The organism is Shinella sp. WSD5-1, from assembly GCF_963942435.1.
Lineage (GTDB): Bacteria > Pseudomonadota > Alphaproteobacteria > Rhizobiales > Rhizobiaceae > Shinella > Shinella yambaruensis.
The window spans coordinates 391477-414646 of sequence record NZ_OZ012596.1 but is presented as its reverse complement, the minus strand read 5'-3'; the positions used below and the strand labels follow the sequence as shown (position 1 = coordinate 414646).

At 66.5% G+C, this 23170-nt stretch carries 23 protein-coding genes; 10 read left to right on the top strand and 13 right to left on the bottom strand.

Annotated features, from left to right (window positions below; genetic code table 11):
* Window positions 1-63: 63 nt before the first annotated feature.
* The 3 genes from AABQ55_RS01965 to AABQ55_RS01955 are packed head-to-tail and all read left to right on the top strand — an operon-like array spanning window position 64 to window position 1612.
* Complete coding sequence (locus tag AABQ55_RS01965) at window positions 64-834, top strand: heme ABC transporter permease (RefSeq protein WP_272807073.1); 771 nt, start codon at window positions 64-66, stop codon at window positions 832-834.
* Window positions 831-998: a heme exporter protein CcmD gene (gene ccmD, locus AABQ55_RS01960; RefSeq protein WP_272807072.1), complete on the top strand. Its 168-nt coding sequence runs from the start codon at window positions 831-833 to the stop codon at window positions 996-998. The genes AABQ55_RS01965 and ccmD overlap by 4 nt, the downstream gene beginning before the upstream one ends.
* Window positions 995-1612, top strand: coding sequence for a DsbE family thiol:disulfide interchange protein (locus tag AABQ55_RS01955; protein WP_272807071.1), 618 nt, complete (start codon window positions 995-997; stop codon window positions 1610-1612). The genes ccmD and AABQ55_RS01955 overlap by 4 nt, the downstream gene beginning before the upstream one ends.
* 43 nt (window positions 1613-1655) lie before the next feature.
* Here AABQ55_RS01955 and AABQ55_RS01950 read toward each other — a convergent pair whose 3' ends face one another.
* A complete protein-coding gene (locus AABQ55_RS01950; RefSeq protein ID WP_272807070.1) occupies window positions 1656-3716 on the bottom strand; it encodes a M3 family metallopeptidase in 2061 nt (686 codons plus the stop codon).
* A gap of 390 nt (window positions 3717-4106) precedes the next feature.
* Here AABQ55_RS01950 and AABQ55_RS01945 point away from each other — a divergent pair, with 390 nt between their 5' ends.
* The gene (locus AABQ55_RS01945; protein ID WP_272807069.1) at window positions 4107-5225 is read left to right on the top strand and encodes a DUF475 domain-containing protein; all 1119 of its coding nucleotides are present in this window, start codon (window positions 4107-4109) and stop codon (window positions 5223-5225) included.
* Between the two features lie 178 nt (window positions 5226-5403).
* Here AABQ55_RS01945 and AABQ55_RS01940 read toward each other — a convergent pair whose 3' ends face one another.
* The 5 genes from AABQ55_RS01940 to AABQ55_RS01920 form a co-directional block, all read right to left on the bottom strand.
* Entirely contained in the window at window positions 5404-5568 is a 165-nt protein-coding gene (locus AABQ55_RS01940; protein WP_024270181.1) for a hypothetical protein, read from the bottom strand.
* A gap of 163 nt (window positions 5569-5731) precedes the next feature.
* Complete coding sequence (locus AABQ55_RS01935) at window positions 5732-7249, bottom strand: tripartite tricarboxylate transporter permease (RefSeq protein ID WP_244769159.1); 1518 nt, start codon at window positions 7247-7249, stop codon at window positions 5732-5734.
* Window positions 7250-7259: 10 nt separating this feature from the next.
* The gene (locus tag AABQ55_RS01930; RefSeq protein ID WP_272807068.1) at window positions 7260-7745 is read right to left on the bottom strand and encodes a tripartite tricarboxylate transporter TctB family protein; all 486 of its coding nucleotides are present in this window, start codon (window positions 7743-7745) and stop codon (window positions 7260-7262) included.
* A complete protein-coding gene (locus AABQ55_RS01925) occupies window positions 7742-8686 on the bottom strand; it encodes a Bug family tripartite tricarboxylate transporter substrate binding protein (protein ID WP_272807067.1) in 945 nt (314 codons plus the stop codon). The genes AABQ55_RS01930 and AABQ55_RS01925 overlap by 4 nt, the downstream gene beginning before the upstream one ends.
* A gap of 217 nt (window positions 8687-8903) precedes the next feature.
* Window positions 8904-9956, bottom strand: coding sequence for an ABC transporter substrate-binding protein (locus AABQ55_RS01920; RefSeq protein WP_244769417.1), 1053 nt, complete (start codon window positions 9954-9956; stop codon window positions 8904-8906).
* 93 nt (window positions 9957-10049) lie between these two features.
* Between AABQ55_RS01920 and AABQ55_RS01915 the strand changes: the two genes are divergently transcribed.
* The 4 genes from AABQ55_RS01915 (at window position 10050) to AABQ55_RS01900 (ending at window position 14114) form a co-directional block, all read left to right on the top strand.
* Window positions 10050-10724, top strand: coding sequence for a response regulator (locus AABQ55_RS01915; RefSeq protein ID WP_244769162.1), 675 nt, complete (start codon window positions 10050-10052; stop codon window positions 10722-10724).
* The gene (locus tag AABQ55_RS01910) at window positions 10721-12112 is read left to right on the top strand and encodes a sensor histidine kinase (protein ID WP_272807066.1); all 1392 of its coding nucleotides are present in this window, start codon (window positions 10721-10723) and stop codon (window positions 12110-12112) included. Before AABQ55_RS01915 ends, AABQ55_RS01910 begins: the two co-directional genes overlap by 4 nt.
* Before the next feature lie 287 nt (window positions 12113-12399).
* Window positions 12400-12885: a MarR family winged helix-turn-helix transcriptional regulator gene (locus tag AABQ55_RS01905; RefSeq protein ID WP_272807065.1), complete on the top strand. Its 486-nt coding sequence runs from the start codon at window positions 12400-12402 to the stop codon at window positions 12883-12885.
* The gene (locus AABQ55_RS01900; protein ID WP_272807064.1) at window positions 12882-14114 is read left to right on the top strand and encodes a multidrug effflux MFS transporter; all 1233 of its coding nucleotides are present in this window, start codon (window positions 12882-12884) and stop codon (window positions 14112-14114) included. Before AABQ55_RS01905 ends, AABQ55_RS01900 begins: the two co-directional genes overlap by 4 nt.
* A gap of 71 nt (window positions 14115-14185) precedes the next feature.
* Here AABQ55_RS01900 and AABQ55_RS01895 read toward each other — a convergent pair whose 3' ends face one another.
* A complete protein-coding gene (locus AABQ55_RS01895) occupies window positions 14186-15409 on the bottom strand; it encodes an argininosuccinate synthase (RefSeq protein WP_244769166.1) in 1224 nt (407 codons plus the stop codon).
* A 184-nt stretch (window positions 15410-15593) separates the two neighbouring features.
* Here AABQ55_RS01895 and AABQ55_RS01890 point away from each other — a divergent pair, with 184 nt between their 5' ends.
* Together AABQ55_RS01890 and AABQ55_RS01885 are read left to right on the top strand one after the other, a co-directional pair.
* Entirely contained in the window at window positions 15594-16445 is an 852-nt protein-coding gene (locus AABQ55_RS01890) for an SDR family NAD(P)-dependent oxidoreductase (RefSeq protein ID WP_272807063.1), read from the top strand.
* A 146-nt stretch (window positions 16446-16591) separates the two neighbouring features.
* The gene (locus AABQ55_RS01885) at window positions 16592-17233 is read left to right on the top strand and encodes a LysE family translocator (protein WP_244769168.1); all 642 of its coding nucleotides are present in this window, start codon (window positions 16592-16594) and stop codon (window positions 17231-17233) included.
* 6 nt (window positions 17234-17239) lie between these two features.
* On the opposite strand, the gene AABQ55_RS01880 is transcribed toward AABQ55_RS01885, so the two are convergent.
* The 6 genes from AABQ55_RS01880 to AABQ55_RS01855 form a co-directional block, all read right to left on the bottom strand.
* Window positions 17240-17851 carry a DUF1287 domain-containing protein gene (locus tag AABQ55_RS01880; RefSeq protein ID WP_272807062.1) on the bottom strand — a complete coding sequence of 204 codons (612 nt, stop codon included), beginning with the start codon at window positions 17849-17851 and terminating at the stop codon, window positions 17240-17242.
* A 59-nt stretch (window positions 17852-17910) separates the two neighbouring features.
* Complete coding sequence (locus AABQ55_RS01875; RefSeq protein WP_244769170.1) at window positions 17911-18705, bottom strand: ABC transporter ATP-binding protein; 795 nt, start codon at window positions 18703-18705, stop codon at window positions 17911-17913.
* Window positions 18705-19583 (bottom strand): ABC transporter permease, encoded by an 879-nt coding sequence (locus tag AABQ55_RS01870; protein WP_272807061.1) that lies wholly within the window; start codon window positions 19581-19583, stop codon window positions 18705-18707. Before AABQ55_RS01870 ends, AABQ55_RS01875 begins: the two co-directional genes overlap by 1 nt.
* Before the next feature lie 126 nt (window positions 19584-19709).
* Window positions 19710-20663, bottom strand: a complete 954-nt coding sequence (locus AABQ55_RS01865) for an ABC transporter substrate-binding protein (RefSeq protein ID WP_272807060.1) — start codon at window positions 20661-20663, stop codon at window positions 19710-19712.
* Between the two features lie 218 nt (window positions 20664-20881).
* Complete coding sequence (rlmN, locus tag AABQ55_RS01860; protein WP_272807059.1) at window positions 20882-22120, bottom strand: 23S rRNA (adenine(2503)-C(2))-methyltransferase RlmN; 1239 nt, start codon at window positions 22118-22120, stop codon at window positions 20882-20884.
* A 149-nt stretch (window positions 22121-22269) separates the two neighbouring features.
* Window positions 22270-23163 (bottom strand): LysR family transcriptional regulator, encoded by an 894-nt coding sequence (locus AABQ55_RS01855; RefSeq protein WP_272807058.1) that lies wholly within the window; start codon window positions 23161-23163, stop codon window positions 22270-22272.
* Window positions 23164-23170 lie beyond the last annotated feature (7 nt).

Genomic DNA, 23170 nt, shown 5'->3' with positions numbered 1-23170 from the left:
TGACGGGAATGTGATTGCGGCAGATCAATTGAAGCCGGGGGGCTTCCGCGTTAAAGAACCATCATGAGCGAACCGAGCCTTGCCATCCGCAAATTCAGCGACCTCGCCAACCCGACCCGGTTCCTGGCGCTGGTCGCGATCGTCTGGCCCTATCTTGCCGGGCTGACGCTCTGTCTTTTCGCCGCGGGGCTCTATTTATCCTTCACGACGCTCGGCGACTACCAGCAGGGCGAGACGGTGCGCATCATGTATGTGCATGTGCCGGCGGCCTGGCTTTCCATGATGTGCTACACGGTCATGGCGCTTTCGGCGCTCGGCACGCTCGTCTGGCGCCATCCGCTCGCCGACGTCTCCGCCAAGGCGGCCGCGCCGATCGGCGCCTGCTTCACGCTCGTCGCGCTCATCACCGGCTCGCTCTGGGGCAAGCCGATGTGGGGCACCTGGTGGGTGTGGGATGCGCGGCTCACCTCCGTCTTCGTGCTGTTCCTGATGTATCTCGGCCTGATCGCGCTCAACCGCGCCATGGACGACCCGACGCGGGCGGCCAAGGTCAGCGCCGTGCTGATCCTCGTCGGCTTCGTCAACATCCCGATCATCAAGTTCTCCGTCGAATGGTGGAACACGCTGCACCAGCCGGCCAGCGTCGTGCGGCTCGACGGGCCGACCATCGACCCGGAATTCCTCTGGCCGCTCCTCGTGATGGCGGTCGCCTTCACGCTCCTGTTCTTCACGCTGCACGTCCTTGCCATGCGCAACGAGATCCTGCGCCGGCGCATCGCCGTGCTGCGCCGGCATGCCGCCCGGTCCGCCGGCCGTTCGGGAGATGCGGCATGAGCCATGCCTTCTATGTCACGGCGTCCTATGTCGCCGCCTTCGCCGTCGTAGCGGGCCTCGTCCTCTGGGTCTGGCTGGACCACCGCGCGCGCCACCGCGAGCTGGCGCAGCTCGAAGCGGCGGGCATCCGCCGCCGTTCGGCGCGCGGCGGGGAAAAACCATGAGCAGCACCGACGGCGATGCGCAGAGCGGCGGAAAGCGCACGCGCCTCGCCCTTGCGGCGCTTCCCCTGGCGATCTTCGCGGGCATGGCGGCGATCTTCTTTGCCATGCTGACCGACCCCAACCGCAACACGTCCGAAATCCCCTCCGCGCTGATCGGCACCAAGGCGCCCTACCGCGATCTCGAGCCGCTGGTGGGGGCGATGAAGGACGGCGCGCAGGTGCCGGCGCTGACGGCCGAGAGCGGCAAGGGCAAGCTGACGCTCGTCAATTTCTGGGCGTCCTGGTGCGTGCCCTGCCGGCAGGAGCATCCGGTCATCCTGGCGTTGTCCAGGGACCCGCGTCTCAATGTCGTCGGCGTCAACTACAAGGACGGCAGCGAGAACGCGTTGCGCTTCCTCGGCGAGCTCGGCAATCCCTTCTCCGCCATCGGCCTCGACCCTGTCGGCAAGATGGCGATCGACTGGGGCGTCTACGGCATCCCGGAATCCTACCTCGTCGGGCCGGACGGCACGATCCTCTACAAGAAGGTTGGCCCCTTCGACGACAGGAGCCTCGAGGACGGGCTCTATCCTGCCATCGAAAAGGCGCTCGGCACGCCGGCGCAGGCCGGCTGAGACAGGCCGCCGGCCGGGCCATGGAGCCAGGCCGGAATGGCCCTCAGGCGGCGAGCCCCTTCTTTTCCAACATCGCTTCCGGGCTCGGCAGCTTGCCGCGGAAGGCCTTGTAGGCGTCTTCCGGATCGACCGAGCCGCCGACGGCGTAGATATAGGTCTTCAGCCGCGCGGCCATGGCCGGGTCGAAGGCATCGCCCGTCTCGGTGAAGGCGGCGAAGGCGTCGGCGTCGAGCACTTCCGACCACATGTAGGAATAGTAGCCCGCCGAATAGCCGTCGCCGGAGAAGACGTGCTGGAAATGCGGCGTGGCGTGGCGCATGACGATGGATGCCGGCAGGCCGATCGCCTCCAGCACCTGCTGCTGCACCGCCATCGGGTCCTCGACGGCGCCGCGCGTGTGGAAGGCCATGTCGACCAGGGCGGAGGACGTGAACTCCACCGTCGCAAAACCGGAATTGAAGGTGCGGGCGGCGAGCACCTTGTCGAGCAGCGTTTTGGGCATCGCCTCGCCGGTCTGGTAGTGCACCGCATAGCGCGTCAGGATCTCCGGCACGGTCAGCCAGTGCTCGTAAAGCTGCGAAGGCAGTTCGACGAAATCGCGCGCGACGCCGGTGCCCGAGACCGAGGGATAGGTGACGTCGGAGAGCATGCCGTGCAGGGCATGGCCGAATTCATGGAAGAGCGTGCGCGCATCGTCGAGCGAAAGCAGCGCCGGCTTGCCTTCGGCAGGCTTGGCGAAGTTGCAGACATTGTAGATGATCGGCAGTTCGCCGACCGATCCGTTCTTGAGCGGCAGGCGGTGCTGGCTCTGGTAGGCGCTCATCCACGCGCCCGAGCGCTTGGAGGCGCGGGCGAAGTAGTCGCCGAGGAACATGGCGACGAGCCGGTCGTCGCGGTCGCGAATCTCGAAGACGCGGACATCGGGGTGATAGACCGGCACGCCGGTCTTCTCGACGGCGCGGATGCCGAACAGCCGCCCGGCGACGTCGAAGCAGGCGTCGATGATCTTTTCCAGTTGCAGATAGGGTTTCAGCTCCGCCTCTGAGAAGCTGAACTTCTTCGCGCGCAGCTTTTCGGCGTAATAGCGCCAGTCCCAGGGCATGACCGCGTGGTTGTGGCCTTCCTCCGCGGCGAGGGCGGCGAGCTCCGCCTCTTCCTCGCGCGCCCGCGCCACGGCCTTTTCCCAGACCTGCATGAGAAGGCCGTTCACCGCCTCCGGCGTCTTGGCCATGGTGTTGTCGAGTTTCAGCGCGGCGAAATTCGTATAGCCGAGCAGGCCGGCCTTTTCGGCGCGCAGCGCCAGCGTTTCCCTGACGATGCCGCGATTGTCCGTTTCACCATCGTTCTCGCCGCGTGCCACCCAGGCGCGAAAGGCCTGTTCGCGCAGGTCCCGGCGGGCGGAGAAGGTGAGGAAGGGCTCGATAATCGAGCGCGACAGCGTGACGGCAAAGCGGCCGTTCTCTCCGCGTTCGCGGGCCGCGGCGGCCATGGCGTCCTTCAGGAAGTCCGGCAGGCCGTTAAGCGCATCGCCCTCGTCGAGCAGGAGCGCCCAGTTCTTCTCGTCGGCCAGCACGTTCTGGCCGAATTTCGCGCCGAGCCCGGCCAGCGTCTCGTTGATCGCGGCGAGGCGGTCCTGCTCCGGCTTGGCCAGCCTGGCACCGGACTTGACGAACCCCTTCCAGTGCCGCTCCAGCACGCGGGTCTGTTCCAGCGAGAGGTTCAGCGCCTCGCGGCCCTCCCAGAGCGCGTCGATGCGGGCGAAGAGCGCCGCATTGGTGCCGATCTTCGAATAGTGCCGCGCCATCTTGGGCGCGATGTCGCGCTCCAGGGCCTGGATCGTGTCGTTGGTGTTGGCGCCGGCCCGGCTCCAGAAGAGCGCGGAGACGCGGGAAAGTTCGTCGCCGGCAGTTTCGAGCGCGACGATCGTGTTGTCGAAGGTCGCGGGCTCCGGATTGCCGGCGATGGCGTCGATCTCCGCCTCGTGCGCGGCGAGCGCGGCGGCAAACCCGTCCGCGAAGGCGTCATCCTTCACGAGATCGAAACACGGCAGGCCGTTGAGGCCGGTCCACTCGACGAGGGCGGGATCGATGCGCGTTTCGGTCATGGGGGTCTGGTCCTTTCTGGCAAATCACCGTGCGGCGAATATAGGAATGGAGAAGGGGGTTGGTACAGGGTGGCGGCTTTAAAATACGGAACCGGCGCGCGGCCTGCGGCATTTGTAGGCCAAGCGGCACCCCGCCCCTTGACGCGGACGGCAACTTCGGTGAAAACACCGGATAACCGCGGCCTTGGACATCGGTAGCCGCGGTGAACTTAGGTGCCGGGCCCCTCTGGCGAGAGTTTTACGGCGCTCTCGTGATGTCGGTACCGCCAGCAATCGAGCCGGCGGATTCAAAAACATGAAAATCCTGACAATGCCTGACCCGCATGCCCTTTCCGGTATGCGTTGTTCCCTTTTCCGCAACACCGTGGCTTCCACCCAGGAGGTGCTGTCATGATCGGTAACGGCGAAGGCAAATCCACCCTTTCCTACCTGAAGTGGGCATTCATCTTCACCGCCATCGGCCTGGTGCTCGGCGCCTGGCTCGGCTGGCAGACGACCGGAACGCTCTCCGGCATGGCGACGATCTTCTTCATCTGCGCCGTGCTTGCGGTGCTGGAGATCTCGCTCTCCTTCGACAACGCCATCGTCAACGCGAACAAGCTCAAGGACATGACGCCGGTGTGGCAGCACCGCTTCCTGACCTGGGGCATCATTATCGCCGTCTTCGGCATGCGCATCGTCTTCCCGCTGCTGATCGTGGTGATCGCGGCGCGCATCGGCCCGTTCGAGGCGATCATGCTGGCGGCCCGCGAGCCGGCGGAATATGCCCGCATCATGAACGAGGCGCATCTGCCGATCGCCGCCTTCGGCGGCACCTTCCTGATGATGGTCGGCCTCACCTACTTCTTCAACCATGAGAAGGACGTGCACTGGATCGGCTTCATCGAGAAGCACATGGCTCGCTCGGCCACCGTCAAGGGCATCGAGATCGCCTTCGTGCTGCTCCTGATCCTGGTCTTCTCGAACCTGCTCGAGGGCGAGGAGGCCAATACCTTCGTCTTCTCCGCCATCTACGGCCTCCTGACCTTCCTTGCGGTGGAAGTCGTCGGCGGCCTGCTCGATGCCTCGCAGAAGGCGATGTCGGAAGCGGCCAAGGGCGGCCTCGGCGCCTTCATCTACCTGGAAGTGCTCGATGCCAGCTTCTCCTTCGACGGCGTCATCGGCGCCTTCGCGCTGACGCAGAACCTCTTCGTCATCGCGATCGGCCTCGGCATCGGCGCCATGTATGTGCGCTCGATGACGATCATGCTCGTCGACAAGGGCACGCTTGCCGAATACCGCTACCTGGAGCACGGCGCGTTCTACGCGATCCTGATCCTCTCGGTGGTCATGTATTGCCAGACGCTGGTGCACATCCCGGAAGTCATTACCGGCCTTGGCGGCGCGACGCTGATCGGCATCTCGCTCTGGTCGTCGATCCGCTACAACAAGCGGGAACGCGCGCGGGAAAGCCATGGCGACCTGCACGGCTCCGACCGTGTGGCGGCCCAACTCGGCGAACGCGCCTGAGGCACCATCGGCCGGCCGTTCCGACGGCCGGCTTCCTCGTCTTTACCGTTTTATCCGACGCCGAAGCGAGTTCGCTTCGGCTGGAAATGCTCTAGAAGAAGACGAGGCCCCGAATACAGAAGGCCCGCCGGTCTTGCGACCAGCGGGCCTTTTCGTTCAAGGAATTCTTTCTACGGCGTCAGACGCGCGGAAAGTCGGCAGGGTTGATGCCGAGCGTTCTCAGGTCGCGTTCCTTCGGGCGGCGGTGCCCTTCGACAGCCGCGGCGGCTGCATTGGCAGCGCTCAGTACGGCGAAGGCCCGGCCGAAGAAGCCCTGGGCGAAGGAGTTGCGGAGGGTGGTCATTGGATTGCTCGCTTTCTGTTTTAGCTTACGAGTAGAAGATGATGTCTCGGGCCTCAAAGGACAAGCGACGGAATCTCAGCCCAGCCATGCAACGGACGCAGGCCGGAAACGGGTGTTTCCGGCCTGCGTCCTGTTCGGTCTCGGGAGGGACCGTCGGTAAGGCTCAGTCTTCGTTGGCCGCGAACTGCGAGAGCACTTCGCCCTTGCCGCGGGCGCGCAGGATGAGCGGCACGACGACGGCGAGGATGGCCAGCACGAAGAGCACGGCGGCGATCGGCGACAGGAAGAGCGCGGAGACGTCGCCCTGGCTGATCGCCAGCGCCCGGCGCAGCTGCTGCTCCGCCATCGGCCCGAGGATGAGGCCGACGACGACGGGCGCGATCGGATAGCCGAAGATGCGCATGGCAAAGCCGAGCAGGCCGAAGGCGAGCAGCATGCCGAGCTCGAAGACCGACGGGTTGGCGCCGATCGTGCCGAGCGTCGCGAAGAGCAGGATGCCGGCATAGAGCCAGGGTTTGGGGATCGTCAGCAGCTTCACCCAGAGGCCGATCAGCGGCAGGTTCAAGACCAGCAGCATGAAATTGGCGATGAGCAGGCTGGCGATGAGGCCCCAGACGAGCTGCGGATTGGTCGCGAACAGGAGCGGGCCGGGTTGCAGGCCGTATTGCTGGAAGCCGGCGAGCATGATCGCTGCCGTCGCCGTGGTCGGCAGGCCGAGCGAGAGCAGCGGCACGAGCGTGCCGGCGGCCGACGCATTGTTCGCCGCTTCCGGGCCGGCGACGCCTTCGATGGCGCCCTTGCCGAACTCGTCCTTGTGGCTGGAGAACTGCTTTTCCGTCGAATAGGAGAGGAAGCTGGCGATATCGGCGCCGCCGGCCGGCATGGCGCCGATCGGGAAGCCGATGAAGGTGCCGCGCAGCCACGGTTTCCACGAGCGGGCCCAGTCCTGCGCGCTCATCCAGACCGAGCCCTTCACCGCCTCGACCTTGTCGGGGATGCGGTCGCCCTGGCTGGCGACGTAGAGCGTCTCGCCGATGGCGAACATGGCGACGGCGAGCGTCGTCACCTCGATGCCGTCGAGCAGGTCCGGAATGCCGAAGGAAAGCCGCGCCTGGCCGGTCTGCTGGTCGATGCCGATGACGGCAAGCCCAAGGCCGATGAAGAGGGCGGTTAGGCCGCGCAGCGTCGAATCGCCGAAGGCGGCCGAGACGGTGACGAAGGCGAGCACCATCAGCGCGAAATATTCCCGCGGGCCGAAGGAGAGCGCGAACTTGACCACGAAGGGCGCGATGAAGGCGAGACAGAGCGTGGCAATGAGCCCGGCGACGAAGGAGCCGATCGCCGCCGTTGCGAGCGCGGGACCGCCGCGGCCGGCACGGGCCATCTTGTTGCCCTCGAGCGCGGTGACGACGGAGGCGCTTTCGCCCGGCGTGTTGAGCAGGATCGAGGTCGTCGAGCCGCCATACATGCCGCCATAGTAGATGCCGGCGAACATGATGAGGGAGCCGGCCGGATCGAGCTTGTAGGTGACGGGCAGCAGGAGCGCCACGGTGAGGGCCGGGCCGATGCCGGGCAGAACGCCGACGGCGGTGCCGAGCGTCACGCCGATCAGCGCATAGAGCAGGTTCATCGGCTGGGCGGCGATGGTGACGCCCTGCAGCAGGAATTCGAATGTACCCATCGTCAGCTCCTCAGAAGAACAGGTGTTCCAGCGGCCCGGCGGGCAGCGAGAGTTGCAGGAAGCGGCCGAAGATGATGTAGACGACGAAGCTGAAGGCGATGCCGATCGGCAGCGAGATCCACAGCTTGCGCCGGCCGAAGCCGAAGGCGGTCAGGGCGAAGAGCACGCCCGTCGCAATCGAGAAGCCCGCGGTCTTGAGCAGCAGCATCTGTCCGGCAAGGCCCGCCACGATGAAGACGACCGGCTTGACCTCGATCGGCTCGCGCTCCGGAAAGTCGCCGCGCCAGGCTTCGAAGCCCGTCCAGACGGCGAGCAGGGCAAGGCCGATGGCAACGACATGCGGCACGGTGGCGGGGCCGATGCGGGAATAGTTGCTCATCTCCGCAAGGCGCCCGGCATCCCACCAGATCAAGGCGGCGATGGCGAAGAGGACGGGGGCGATGACCAGCGCCGCCCGGTCGGGGCGGCGCCTTTCGTTGGAGGAGACCCTGCTCATTTGACGAGCCCGATGTCCTTGAGGATGCTTTCCGTCGCGGCGATGTCCTTGCCGAGCTGTTTCTTGAAGGCGTCGCCGGCCAGATAGGTGTTCTGCCAGCCCTTGGTCTTCAGGATGTCCTTCCAGGCGTCGGAATTCGCCGCCTTCTCGATATCGGCGTTGATCGCGGTTACCTGCTCGGCCGAAAGGCCGGGTGCCGCGGCGACCATGCGCCAGTTCTCGACGACGACGTCGAGGCCGCCTTCCTTGATGGTCGGGGCGTCGATGCCGTCCATGCGCTCGGCGCTGGAGATGGCGATCAGGCGCAGCGTGCCGGCCTTCACCTGGGCCTCGAACTCGCCGTAGCCGGAAATGCCGGCCGTCACCTGGTTGCCGAGAATGGCGGCAAGCGCCTCGCCGCCGCCGGAATAGGCGACGTAGTTGATCTTGGTCGGATCGACGCCGGCGGCCTTGGCAATCAGGCCGGCCGTGATGTGGTCCGTGCCGCCGGCCGAGCCGCCGGCCCAGGAAACCGCGCCGGGATCGGCCTTCAGGGCCGTCACGAGGTCGTCCATGGTCTGGATCGGCGAGGCGGCCGGAACGACGATCGCTTCATATTCGCCGGTGAGGCGGGCGATCGGCGTCACGTCGTTGAGCGTCACCGGCGACTGGTTGGTGAGGATCGCGCCGACCATGACGTAACCGCCGACGATGAGGGCGTTCGGGTTGCCGCTGTTCTGGCTGGCGAACTGGGCAAGGCCGATTGTGCCGCCGGCGCCCGGAACGTTCACCACCTGCACGCTGCCGGAGATCTTCTCGTCCTGCAGGACGGTCTGCAGCGAACGGGCCGTCTGGTCCCAGCCGCCGCCCGGGCCGGCCGGGGCGATGATCGTGTAATCGGCGGCAAGCGCCGGAAGCGCCATGGCGCCGGCGATGAGGGATGCCAGGAAGAAGTGTTTCAAGAGTGTATCCTCCGTCAGGCGCGGCTTTGCGCGCATCGTTGCCTCTGGCGGGAGGATGGGCGGCCGGTGGCGGCGCGAACGGCTGTCCGCGGGCGCGATCTCGGCAGAATTCTCCTCCCGGTCTTCCGTCCGCCTCCACGGACGATGAAGAGCCCAAAGGCATCACAGGAAGCTGACATCTACCTGACATTGCGCTGCCGCACGGTCGCGCTTCGCGCTACTGCGTGCGCAGAACCTCGTTCCAGCGGGCGATCAGCCGGGCCCGCTTCACCTGGTCGAGATAGACCATCAGGCCCGGGCTCACCGGTACGGGCTTGAGCTGCGCGCCGAGCAGCGCGCTCATCGTGCGCGCCGTGTTGGTGCCCGACACTTCGGGGCTGACGGCGGCGATCTGCAGTTCGCGGGCCATGATCGTCTGGCCCTCCTTCGACATGAAGAAGGCAAGGTAGCGCCGGCCGAGCTCGGGGGAGGCGGCGGCCTGCGGCACGAGGCCGATGCGCGACATGACGACGGTATAGTCCTTCGGCAGCACGATGCCGACATCGGGATGGCGCGAGGCCCAGTCCGCCGCATAGGAGCCGAGGATGTTGTAGCCGAGCACGAAGCGTCCGTCGGCGACGCGCTCCAGGATGGCCGAGCTGGTGGAATAGAGCTTCACACCCGCAGCCCCCATGGCCTGGATCACCGTCCAGATGTCGCCGAACTGCTCCTGGTCGCGCGCCATGAAGAGGAAGCCGACGCCGGAGCGCTCGATGTCGTAGGTGCCGATGCGGCCGTAGACCGTCTCGCCCTGCCGCTTGAGGTAGTCGACGAACTCGGCGCGCGAGGCCGGCGGCTTTTCGTCCTTGAAGCTCGGCTTGTGGTAGACGAAGACGGCGGGCTCGAAGGTCAGCGCATAGGCGGTGTTGCGCCAGTTGGCCCAGGCCGGCCAGCGGTCGCTCATCGGCAGGTCGCTGCGCTGGGCATAGCCGTCATTGCTGAGCTTGACCTGGAGGTCCATCGCCGAGGAGAAGGCGAAATCGGCGGTCTTCTCCCCCGCGTCCGTCTCGCGCACGATGCGGTCGTAGACCTCGCCGGTCAGCATCTCGTCATAGCGCAGCGCGACATCGGGATTGGCCTGCTGGAAGCCCTCGATCATCGGCCGGGCGAGCGGTTCGTCCAGCGAGGAATAGACGATGAGCACCGGCGCATCCGCATCGCCGTTGCGGGCCGGAAAGAAGGCCGGCTCGGAAAATGCGGGCAGGGGCGCCGCCAGGAGCGCGAGAAGCATGAGGACAAGACGCATGGGGCGACCTTGCCAAAGCGCGAGGCCGTTCACAAGTGCGCCGCCCGCCGTTAAGTTCACGGCGGGAGGACGAACGACGTGCGCATTCTACTGGTCGAGGACAACGAAGCCCTGGCGGATGGCCTCTCCGCCATCCTGAAGGGCACCGGCCATGCGGTGGACGTGGTGCGCGACGGCGCCTCCGCCGATGCCGCCATCACGTCGGAGAGCTTCGATCTCGTCATCCTCGACCTCACGCTGCCCGAGATGGACGGCCTCGACGTGCTGCGCGCCATGCGGGCCCGCCGGAGCAAGGCCGCCGTCCTGATCCTCACCGCCCGCGGCGCGCCGGAGGAGCGGGTGCGCGGCCTCGACCTCGGCGCCGACGACTACATGATAAAACCCTTCGACATCTCGGAATTCGAGGCGCGCGTGCGCATGCTGCTGCGCCGGCAGGCGGGGCTGCGTTCGGCGGCGATCACCTTCGGCGGCGTCGTGCTCGATCTCAACTCGCGCAGCTTTTCCGCCGACGGCGCGCCGCTCGACATTCCCGCCCGTGAACTCGGCCTGCTCGAAATCCTCTTCATGCGCGCCGGAAAGGTGGTCGCCAAGGAAGCGATCATGCAATCGCTCGCCGCCTTCGACGACGACCTCTCGGCCAATGCCATCGAGCAATATGTCAGCCGGCTCCGCAAGAGGCTGGCGCCGCATGGGCTGACCGTGCGCACCGCGCGCGGCATCGGCTACTATCTCGACAAGGCGCCCGCCGCTTGACGCTCCTTCCGGCCTCATCGCTGCGCCGCCGCCTGCTGCTCTGGCTGCTCGTCTCGACGGCGGTGATCGGCACGGTCGCGCTCGTCGATACCTATCACGAGGCCGTCAAGACGGCGAACGAGGTTTCCGACCGGGTGCTGGCCGGGTCGGCGCTGGCGATCGCCGAGCGGGTCGTGGTGACGGAGAACGGCACGCTCGAGGTGGACATTCCCTATGTCGCTTTGGAAATGCTGACCTCGGCCGCGCAGGATCGGGTCTTCTACCGCGTCGACGGACCGCCCGGCCAGTTCATCACCGGCTACCAGACCCTGCCGACGATCCTGGAGACGGCGGGCCAACCGATGGGCTTTGCGGATGCGACCTTCCGCGGCGAGCCGATCCGCATCGCGGTGCTGCAGCGTTCGGCGTCGACCGGCATCAATTCCGTGCCCTTCGCCGTCACCGTCGCCGAGACCACCATCGCCCGCCGCCAGCTGACCCAGACGATCCTGCTGCGGTCGGCGCTGCGCCTTGCCATGATGATCGCGGGGGCCGCCCTCATCGTCTGGATCGCCGTCACCGTGTCGCTCCGGCCGCTCTACAGGCTTAGCGACGCCATCGCCGAGCGCAGCCCGAACGACCTGCACCCGATCGAGCAGCGCGTGCCGAGCGAGGTGCAGGGCCTCGTCGATACCGTCAACTCCTTCATGGTGCGCCTGCAATCGGCGCTCGACGCGCTCCGGCATTTTTCCGGCAATGCCAGCCACCAGCTGCGCACGCCGCTCGCCATCATCCGCACCCAGCTCGCGCTGGCGAGCCGCGCCGGCACGCTGGAGGAGGCGCAGGAGGCCGCCCGCAAGGGTGATGCCGCCGTCGCCCATGCCGAGCGCATCCTCGCCCAGCTCCTGCTGATGGCCAAGATCGATGCCGCCGGCTCCAACGAGCCGCAGAAGACGGCGCCGGTCGATATCGCCGCGCTCGCCCAGCAGCTCACCGCCGACCGCGTGCCCACGGCCGCCGAGGCCGGCATCGATCTCGGCTTCGAGGGAGAGGGGCCTGCCTTCGCCCGCGCCGAGCCGCTGCTTTTTGGCGAGCTCCTGCGCAATCTCCTGGAAAACGCCATCGCCTATGCCGGCAACGGGGCGGAGGTGACGGTTCGCGTGCGCCGCGCCGCGGATGCCGTGCTTCTCGGCGTGGAGGATAACGGTCCCGGCATTCCGCCCGAGCGCCGCGGCCTCGTGCGCCAGCGCTTCTCCCGCGGCGAGCACCGCGATGCGCCGGGCATGGGCCTCGGCCTGCCCATCGTGGAGGAAATCGCCGCCCTGTTCGATGCGACGATGGTGCTGGACAGCGGTGCGGACGGCCGGGGCCTCTGCGTGACGATCCGCTTCCCTGCGGTGGATGGTTAGGACCCTGCTGTCCGGGAATGCGTGCCTTGCCACCGCCCCTCTCCCTGCCTTCTGCTACGGGGAAGGAGTGCCGAGCTTGAAGCAGGGCAGCCATGACGATGCCGAATAGCAGGTCGAGGATTCTGGCTATCCTGTTGAATTTTCAGCATTCCGGTTGTTTTCATCCGAGCGATGCCCGGCAAAATTTGCCTTTTCGCAAGGCAGCCATGCGTTGTGGCCGTAGCTGGGCGGTTGTTCCTTCCGGCAATGCATAGTAAGCTACACTTACAATAAGCCAGAAAGCGAACATGTCCTCTCGACCCGATCCCGACGCCCTCGGTTTCGTCCTCATCGACGTTGCCCGCATGCTGCGCAGCGCCTTCGAGCGCCGCATCGCCACCGCCGGTCTCGGCCTCACGCCGGGCGAGGCGCGCACCCTCGTGCGCATCGCCACGCTGGAGGGCAGCCGCCAGCTCGACATCGCCCAGCGCATGGGCATCGAGCCGATGACGCTCTCGACCTATCTCGACCGCCTGCAGAGCCTCGGCTACATCGAGCGCCGCCCCGACCCGGCTGATCGCCGGGCCAAGCAGATCTTCACCACGCCGACCGCGGGCGCTCTCATCGCCAGTATCCGCACCGAGCAGATCGAGCTGATGGAGCATGTGACGAGCGGTATCGGCCCGGAGGAGCTGGAACTGATGCGCGACCGGCTGAAGCGGCTGCGCGCGAATCTCTGCGCCCTCGAGGAAGACGGCGCCGAACCCGCGCTGGCAAAGGAAGCCGGTCGATGACGACGCCGCGCATGAGCGAGCGCCGCACCAGCATCATCGCCGCCTTTCTCGTCGCGCTCGGCCCCGTTTCCATGGCGCTCTATACGCCGGCCATGCCTGAGCTGGTGCGCGCCTTCTCCTCGACGGAATCGGCGATCAAGCTGACGCTTTCGCTCTATTTCGCCGGTTTCGCGCTGTCGCAGCTCGTCTCCGGCACCATGTCGGACGTGCTCGGCCGGCGGAAGACCACGCTGATCTTCATGAGCGTCTATCTCGCCGGCAGCCTGATGGCGGCCTTCGCGCCGAGCGTCGGCATGCTCCTGGCCGGCCGTCTCGTGCAGGGCATCGGCGCGTCGGTCGGTATGACCGTCTCGCGCGCCATCGTGCGCGACCAGTTCACCGGCACCGAGGCTGCCCGCATCATGAACATGGTCGGCATGATGCTCGCCGTCGGCCCGGCCGTCTCGCCGACGCTCGGCGGTTTCGCGCTCGGCCTGTTCGGCTGGCAGTCGATCTTCTTCCTGATGGTGGGCTTTGCGCTGGCGGCCTGCGGCGCGGTCTATTTCTTTATGGCGGAGACCACGGTGCCGGATCCGGCGAAGGGACGCATCGGCCCGATCATTGCGGGTTACGCAGCGCTTGCCACGAGCCGCCGCTTCGTTTCCGCCACGCTCGTCATGGCCGGCGCGGTCGGGGCGCTCTACGGCCAGGCGACCATGCTGCCCTTCGTCCTGATCGGCACGGTCGGCCTGACGCCGACGGAGTTCGGCGTCGGCATGCTCATGCAGTCGGGTTTCTTCTTCGCCGGCACGGTCTGCGTGCGCCTTCTGTTGCGCACGGTCGCGCCCGCCCGGATCGTGCTGCCCGGCCTTTGCTTCATCGGCTTTGCCAGCATTTTGATCGCGCTCACGTCGCATCTGCTGACGCCGAGCTTCCTCAGCGTCATGGGGCCGGTCGGCATCTATGCCTTCGGCATCTATGCCTTCGGCATCGCCTTCGTCATGCCCTATATGATGACGGCTGCCATGGAGCCCTTCCCCGAGATCGCCGGTTCGGCTTCCGCGGCCATGGGCTTCATCCAGATGGGGGCCGGCTTTCTTGCGGGCCTGCTTGCCGCCGCCATCGGCATGCCGCTCTTCGCCTTCGGCACCATCATTCCCGCCATGGGCCTGGTGGGGATCCTTGCCTACGCCTGGTATCGCGCGATCTGCAGCCGCGATGCGCAGCTTGCCGCCGAGCCGGCAGAGTAACGCCTGCCGGAAACGAAAAGGCCCGCTGCCGGGAACGGCAGCGGGCCTCTTTTCTGGTCGCGATCCGGTGATCAGCCGCGGCGCTTGCGGGCGGCGAGCGTACGCAGGCGCAGCGCGTTCAGCTTGATGAAGCCGGCGGCATCCTTCTGGTCGTAGGCGCCCTGGTCGTCCTCGAAGGTGACCAGCGTGTCGGAATAGAGCGACTTGTCCGATTCGCGGCCGATGACCATGACATTGCCCTTGTAGAGCTTCAGCGTCACTTCGCCCTCGACATGCTCCTGGCTCTTGTCGATCAGCGCCTGCAGCATCTCGCGCTCCGGCGAGAACCAGAAGCCGTAGTAGATCAGTTCGGCGTAGCGCGGCATCAGCTCGTCCTTGAGATGCGCGGCGCCGCGGTCGAGCGTGATGCTCTCGATGGCGCGGTGCGCGGCGAGCAGGATCGTGCCGCCGGGCGTCTCGTAGACGCCGCGCGACTTCATGCCGACGAAGCGGTTTTCCACGAGGTCGAGGCGGCCGATGCCGTTGTCGCGGCCGTAATTGTTGAGCGTCGCCAAGAGCGTCGCCGGCGACATGCGCACGCCGTTGATGGAGACGGCATCGCCGCGCTCGAAGCCGACCTTGATGATAGTCGCCTTGTCCGGTGCGGATTCCGGGGAAATGGTGCGCATATGCACATATTCCGGGGCCTCGACGGCCGGGTCTTCCAGCACCTTGCCCTCGGAGGAGGAGTGCAGGAGGTTCGCGTCGACCGAGAACGGCGCTTCGCCCTTCTTGTCCTTGGCGACCGGGATCTGGTGCTGCTCGGCGAATTCCAGGAGATGCGTGCGGCTCTTGAACGACCAGTCGCGCCAGGGCGCGATGATCTTGATGTCGGGGTTCAGCGCATAGGCGGACAGCTCGAAGCGGACCTGGTCGTTGCCCTTGCCGGTCGCGCCGTGCGCGATGGCGTCGGCGCCGGTCTTGGCGGCGATCTCGATGAGATGCTTGGAGATCAGCGGGCGGGCGATCGAGGTGCCGAGCAGGTAGACGCCCTCGTAGACGGCATTGGCGCGGAACATCGGGAAGACGAAATCGCGCACGAATTCCTCGCGCACGTCCTCGATGAAGATCTCCTTGATGCCGAGCATTTCGGCCTTCTTGCGCGCCGGCTCCAGCTCTTCGCCCTGGCCGAGATCGGCGGTGAAGGTCACGACTTCCGCGTTGAGTTCGGTCTGGAGCCATTTCAGGATGATCGAGGTGTCGAGGCCGCCCGAATAGGCCAGCACGACTTTCTTCACGTCTTTATGTGATGCCATGGTGATGAGGTCCGTTGCATGAAGGGGCGCGGCAAACCCGCGAAGGCCCGGTATCGCGGCACTTTTAGCGAGATTGGCGCGTGACGCAAGGGCGCGCGCCGACGCGACGTGACGCAAGGGTGATTTGACCCGGCCGGCGCAGGCCCCATATTCCCCTGAGTGGACCATTGAAGGGGATGATCCCATGACGAACATGCGAGACATCATCAAGGAATCCAATGTCGCCGTCATCACGGGCGGCGCGGCCGGCATCGGCCTTGCCGCAGCACGGCGCTTCGCCGAGGCCGGCATGTGCATCGCCATCGCCGATCTCAACGCCGACCGGCTGGGCGAGGCGCGCGCCGAACTCGAGGCCATTGCCGGCGAGGCGAATGTCATGGCCGTGGAGACGGACGTCGCGCACCGGCATCAGCTGGAGGCGCTGGAGCGCGCCGTGCTGCAACGCTTCGGGCGCGTGCATGTGCTAATGAACAATGCCGGCATCCAGCCGGACACCTCCATCTTCAGCGCCGAGGCGAGCTGGGACCATATCCTCGCCGTCAACCTGATGGGCGTCATCCACGGCACGCAGGTCTTCGGGCCGAACATGCTGGCCCATGGCGAAGCAGGCCTCATCATCAACACCGGCTCCAAGCAGGGCATCACAACGCCGCCCGGCAACCCCGCCTACAATGTCTCCAAGGCCGGCGTGAAGGTCTTCACCGAGGCGCTCCAGCACGAATTGCGCAATACGGCGGGGGCACGGCTCTCGGCCCATCTCCTGATCCCCGGCTTCGTCTTCACCGAGCTGACGAAGGGCGAGCGGACGGAAAAGCCGGATGCCGCCTGGACGCCGGCCCAGACCGTCGATTTCATGATGCAGAGCCTGGAGCGCGGCGATTTCTACATCCTGTGCCCGGACAACGATGTCCCCCGCGCGCTCGACGAGCGTCGCATGGCCTGGGCGATCGGCGACGTCATCGAGAACCGTCCGCCGCTGTCGCGCTGGCACAAGGATTATGCCGAAAAGTTCCGCGCCTTCGTCGAAGGCGCCTGATGCCGGGAGCCTTGCCCAGGCACGCCGTCATGGCGGAGGGCGGGTGACAAAGGATCGCCGTTACAGCCGATCATAGACTTTGATTGGCATTTTCCGGAAAGCCGGATTAGAGGTTTCTCACCTCCTCCGGCTTTCAGGGCTTCACCATGGACTTCCTGCCCACGCTTCCGACGCTTCTCGCCTTCACGGCCGCGAGCCTGCTGCTCGCGATGACGCCCGGCCCCGACATGACGCTGTCGATCAGCCGTGCGCTCTCGCAGGGGCGCGGGCCGGCGCTCTATGTGGTGGCCGGCACCAGCCTCGGCATCGTGGTGCACACGCTGCTGGTCGCCTTCGGCATCTCCGCCCTTATCACGGCCTCGCCGACCGCCTTCCTGATGCTGAAGACCGGCGGTGCCGCCTATCTCCTGTGGCTGGCCATCCAGGCGATCCGCTACGGCTCCAGCCTCTCCGTCAAGGCGACGGCGGGGCCGCGCGGCACGGCGCTGGCCAATATTTCCAGCGGCTTCTGGGTGAACCTGCTCAATCCGAAGGTCATCATCTTCTTCATGACCTTCCTGCCGCAGTTCATCAGCGCGGGCGATCCCGATGTCACCGGCAAGCTGATCTTCCTCGGCCTGTTCTTCATCGTCGTCGGCATTCCCGTGAACATCCTGGTGATCCTCGCCGCCGACAAGCTGGCGTCCTGGCTCCAGCAGAACCCCAGGGTGCTGCGCGGCATCGACTATACGTTTGCCGGCGTCTTCTCCGTCTTCGCGGCGAAGATCCTGTTTACGCAGGCGCGCTGAGCAGGGTCACACCCGATAGCGGTAGTGGCCAGTGAGGGGATAGGCGAAGAGCACGTCCTCCAGCCGCGCCCCGGCACCGATATTGTGCACGAGGAGGGGGCGCGCGCCGTCGGCGCTGCGGTCGTCCGCCACGATGCCGATATGCGGCAGGTTGCCCGGCAGCATCTGCGAGACGATGTCGCCCGGCCGGTAGTCCGCGCCGTCCCTGCTGACCGGCAGGGCGGCACCCGCCCGCTTCAGGAAGGTCTGCAGGTTCGGCACGCGGCGATGGTCGATGTTGCGGTCGGTGCGCTTCAGGCCCCAGAGCGGCGGATAGGCGGAAAAGGCCTTGCGCATGTCCTCGTGCACGAGGACCTGGAGATCGATGGCAAGGCCGTCGCGATAGGCGCGCACGATCACGTCGGTGCACACGCCCCGCTCCCGCGGCACGTCGCCGCCGGGATAGTCCAGCCGGGAATAGGCGGGATCATAGGTCAGCGTGACGCCGATCTGCCGCCGCGCCGCCGCCACGAGTTTTTGCGCGTCGTCTTCGGCTGGCTGTGCCCGCAAGCCCGCCGGCAAAACGAGGGCGGCCCCCGAGACCAGGCCGCCTGCAAGCAGCGCGCGACGAAACAGCATGGGCGCCTCCTTCTCCGACGCGCCACGCTGCGCAGGGAATCGGGCGCTTTGGTGGCGCCTCAGCCGATCAGCAGCGCGTCGTCGTCCAGCGTCTGGCCGCGCATCTTGCGGAACATGGCGATCAGGTCCTCGACCTGCAGCGTCTTGCGGCTGTCGCCGGAGACGTCGAGAACGATCTCGCCGCCGTGCAGCATGACGGTGCGGTGGCCGTAGTCCAGCGCCTGGCGCATGGAGTGCGTCACCATCAGCGTCGTCAGCTTGCGCTCGGAGACGATCTTCTGCGTGAGGGTCATGATGAACTCGGCCATGCCGGGATCGAGCGCCGCGGTGTGCTCGTCGAGCAGCAGCACGTCGGAGCCGGCGAGCGTCGCCATGACGAGCGAGACGGCCTGGCGCTGGCCGCCGGAGAGCAGGTCCATCCGGTCGCGCATGCGGTTTTCGAGGCCGAGGTTCAGTTCGGCGATGCGCTCGCGGAAAAGTGCGCGGCGCTGGGGGCCGAGGGCGGAGGCAAGGCCGCGCCGTTCGCCGCGGCGGGCGGCGAGCGCAAGGTTCTCCTCGATGGAGAGCGCGCCGCAGCTGCCGGTCAGCGGGTCCTGGAAGACGCGGGCGACGCGGCCGGCGCGGGCGGCGGTGCCCTGGCGGGTCACGTCCGTCGTGCCGATCTTCACCTGCCCTTCGGTGGCGATGACGTCGCCGGCCAGAACGCCGAGCAGCGTCGACTTGCCGGCGCCGTTCGAGCCGATGACGGTGACGAACTGGCCTTCCTCGATGGTGAGGCTGACGCCGTTCAGCGCCTGCTTCTGCAGCGGCGTGCCCTTGCCGAAGACGACCTTGATATCGGAGACGGAGATCATCAGGCGACTCCCCCGCGGCGAAGGCGCGGCAGGACGAGCGCCACGGTGACGAGCAGGGCCGTCACGAAATTGAGGTCGGAGGCCTGGAGGCCAAGCACGTCGGAGGAGAGCGCGAGCTGGATGGCGATGCGGTAGAGGATCGAGCCGAGCACGCAGCCGATCAGCGCGATGAGGATGCCCCTGGCGCCGAACAGCGTCTCGCCGATGATGACGGCGGCAAGGCCGACGACGATGGTGCCGACGCCCGAAGTGACATCGGCAAAACCGTTCGTCTGGGCAAAGAGCGCGCCGCCGAGTGCGACGAGCGCATTGGAGAGGGCGATGCCGAGATAGATCTGGCGGTTGGTGTTAACGCCCTGCGCGCGGGCCATGCGGGCATTCGCCCCCGTCGCGCGCATCGAAAGGCCGGCATCGCTTTCCAGGAAGCGCCAGACGACCACGACCGCAACGATTACCAGAATGCCGATGAAGAGCGGGCGGACATAGAAATCGCGCAGCCCATGGCCGAAGAACGGGCTGATCATCGTGTCGGCATTGATCAGCGCGACGTTCGGCTTGCCCATGACGCGCAGGTTGACCGAGAAGAGCGCGATCATGGTCAGGATCGAGGCGAGCAGGTTGAGGATGCGGAAGCGCACGTTCAGCGTCGCCGTGACGAGGCCGGCAATGGCGCCGGCCACCATGGCGACCGCCGCGGCGATCCACGGGTTGACGCCGGCGATGATCAGCACGGCCGCGACGGCCGCGCCGAGCGGAAACGAGCCGTCCACCGTCAGGTCCGGAAAATCCAGCACGCGGAAGGCAAGGTAGACGCCGATCGCGACGAAGGCATAGACCAGCCCCAGTTCGACGGCACCCCAGAAGGCAATCAGGCTCACGGTTTCGGCTTTCTCTTTGTCACCCGTTCCGCATTTTCCGCGGGAGGGGTCTTCTTAACAGATCAACCGCTGCCGGGCGATCCGGCAGCGGTTGATTCCGATTGGGAATGTCCGGATAACCCGGGCTTATTCGATCACGCGGGTCGCACGGCCGACGACGGCTTCCGGAAGCGTGACGCCCATCTTGGCAGCCGCGCCCTTATTGACGACGAGGTCGGTGCCGGCGGCAACCTTCACGGCGATGTCGCCCGGGGTCTCGCCCTTGAGGATGCGCACGACGATCTCGCCTGTCTGCTTGCCGACGTCCTTGTAGTTGAAGCCGAGCGCCGCGATGGCGCCGCGCGAAACGGAATCCGTGTCGGCGGTGAAGAGCGGCAGCTTGGCTTCCTCGGCGACGGCAACCGCGCCTTCGAGGGCCGAGATGATCGTGTTGTCCGTCGGGATATAGATCGCGTCGGCACGGCCGACGAGCGCGCGGGCGGCGCCCTGGACTTCGGCGGACTTGGTCGCGGCGGATTCGACGACTGTCAGGCCGGCCTTTTCGGCTTCTTCCTTCAAGACGGCGAGCAGCGAGACGGAGTTCGCCTCGCCCGAATTGTAGAGGTAGCCGACCGTCTTGGCTTCGGGCAGGATTTCCTGGATCAGCGCGATGTGCTCGGCGACCGGCGACATGTCCGAAAGGCCGGTGACGTTGCCGCCGGGCTTGTCCATGTCCCTGACGAGCTGCGCGCCGAGCGGGTCGGAGACGGCCGTGAAGACGATCGGGATGTCCTTCGTCGCGGAAACCACGGCCTGGGCGGAGGGCGTGGAGATCGGCACGATGACGCTCGGGTCTTCACCGGCGAACTGGCGGGCGATCTGCGCGGCCGTCGCGGGGTTGCCCTGCGCCGATTCGTAGAGGAACTTCAGGTTCTCGCCTTCCTTGTAGCCGGCGGCCTCCAGCGCTTCCTTCACGCCGTCACGGGCGGCGTCGAGGGCCGGATGTTCGACGATGGCGGTCACGGCAACCGTGACGTCCTCGGCCTTGGCCGGCAGCGAAATCGCGAGCGTCGCCGCGAAAGCGAGCAGAAGATGGCGCATGGATGGTCTCCCTAGAATGATTTTAGGCCGGTTCTAGGCAAAACGTGCCTTCAAATCAATTCTCGGAATCGACTGCTTCAATCACAATTCATGATGAGATGGGTGCGGCAAAGTGTCGGCACCCGCGGCGTGGACGCCCGGGTCGAGCCCGAGCATGCCGGAGGAGAGGTTCTCACCTCGGGAGGACGCGGCCCCGGCGCAACCGGATGAGGGGCCTTTCAGTCGTCCTCGCCGTGCCCGACGATCATCATCGCCTCGAAGGCCATGCGGTCGACCTTGCGCATGCGCTCGGATTCCGATTTCAGCTGGCCGCAGGCGGCGAGGATGTCGCGGCCGCGCGGGGTGCGGATCGGCGAGGCGTAGCCGGCCTGGTTGATGAAATCGGCGAAACGCTCGATCTGCTCCCAGTCGGAACACTGGTAGTTGGTGCCCGGCCAGGGATTGAAGGGGATGAGGTTGATCTTCGCGGGAATGCCCTTCAGCAGCTGCACCAGCAGCTTGGCGTCCTCCAGCGTGTCGTTGACGTCCTTCAGCATCACATATTCGAAGGTGATGCGCCGGGCGTTCGACAGGCTCGGATAGGCGCGGCAGGCGTCGAGCAGCTCCTTCAGCGGATACTTCTTGTTGATCGGCACCAGCATGTCGCGCAGGTCGTCGCGCACGGCATGCAGCGAGATCGCCAGCATGACACCGATCTCCGAGCCCGTGCGATAGATCTCTGGCACGATGCCTGAGGTCGACAGCGTCACGCGGCGCTTGGAGAGTGACAGGCCGTCGCCGTCGGTGGCGATCAGCAGCGCCGTCTTGACGCTCTCGAAATTGTAGAGCGGCTCGCCCATGCCCATCATGACGATGTTGGAGACCTTGCGTCCTTCCGCCGGCACGATGGCGCCGGCCGGCGTGTCGCGGTCCGGGAAATCGCCTAGCCGGTCGCGGGCGAGCAGCAGCTGCGAGAGGATTTCCTCGGCCGTCAGGTTGCGCACCAGCTTCTGCGTTCCGGTATGACAGAAGGAACAGGTGAGCGTGCAGCCGACCTGGCTGGAAATGCAGAGCGTGCCGCGGCCCTCTTCCGGAATATAGACGGTCTCGATCTCCACCGGCCGGCCGGCGCCGCGCGGGGGGAAGCGCAAGAGCCATTTGCGCGTACCGTCGCTGGAGATCTGCTCGTCGACGATCTCGGGGCGGGCGATGGTGAAATGCGCCTTCAGCATTTCGCGCATGTCCTTGGAGACATTGGTCATGTCGTCGAAATCGGAAACGCCGCGCACATAGAGCCAGTGCCAGAGCTGGCTGACGCGCATCTTCACCTGGCGCTCGTTGACGCCCTTTTCGACGAGCGCGCGGCCCATCTCCTCGCGCGAAAGGCCGATCAGCGAGGGCTTTTCAGCGGCGGGAAGAGTGCGCACCAGCGGCGCCTTGACGGGCTCGGCCGTGTTGAGAAAGTCCATGCTTGCCATCGGGTCATCCTCAAGATCATGGCACGCCGGCGCAGGTTCCTGCGCCGCAAGCGGTCCATTCTCGATAGAAGTTCATTGGGGGCCAGGAGCGTCTGAAAACGCGGCTTGCGGCCCGGTTGCCGGCCCTTTAGCACTGTTCCGGCGGAAAGTCACCTCTCCGTGCAGACGGCGCGCAGGCACGCCCGCAGCCAGCGATGGGCCGGATCGGCATCGAGGCGTGGATGCCAGAGCATGGAGACGGTGTGCTCGGGCAGGGCAAGCGGCAGGGCGAAGTCCGCCATGCCCTCCCGCAGCCGCGCCGTATAGCGCTCCGGCACCTCCGTGACGAGGTCCGAGTCCCGGGCGAGTGCCAAAGCCTCCGAAAAGCTCGCGACGGTGACGGCGATGCGGCGCGCCAGGCCGAGCCGGGCGAGCGCCTCGTCGACTAGGCCGCCATCGCGTCCCCGTCGGGAGACGAGGATGTGCGTTCCGCCTGCATAACGCTCAGGCGTCACCGGGCCTTCGGTGAGCGGATGCTTTTTACGCACGACACCGATGAACCGGTCGCGAAACAGTGCCTGCGCCCGTACTTCCGGCCCTGTCGTGCTGCCGATCACGCCGGTTTCGAGATCCACCGCGCCGTCCCGCAAAGGCGTGCTCTCCTTGTCGGGCTTCGCCACGAAGCGGAGTTTCACGCCCGGCGCCTCCCGGGCGATGCGCGCCAGGAGGGCCGGCCCGAAGGTCTCGACGAAACCCTCGCGGTTGCGCAGCGTGAAGGTTCGCACGAGGGTTTTGGGGTCGAGCAGTTCGGCCGGTCGCAGCAGGGTTTCGGCCTCCTCGACGACGCGCCCGACCGCCTGGCGCAGGACGAGCGCCCGCGGTGTCGGCACAAGGCCGCGCCCGGCGCGCACCAGGAGCGGATCGCCGGTCACGTCGCGAAGACGGGCGAGCGCCCGGCTCATGGCGGAAGGGCTGAGCCGCAGCCGCTGCGCCGCGCGCGCGACGCTGCCTTCGGCGAGCAGCACGTCGAGGGTGACGAGGAGGTTCAGATCGGGCCGGGCCATGGCGCGA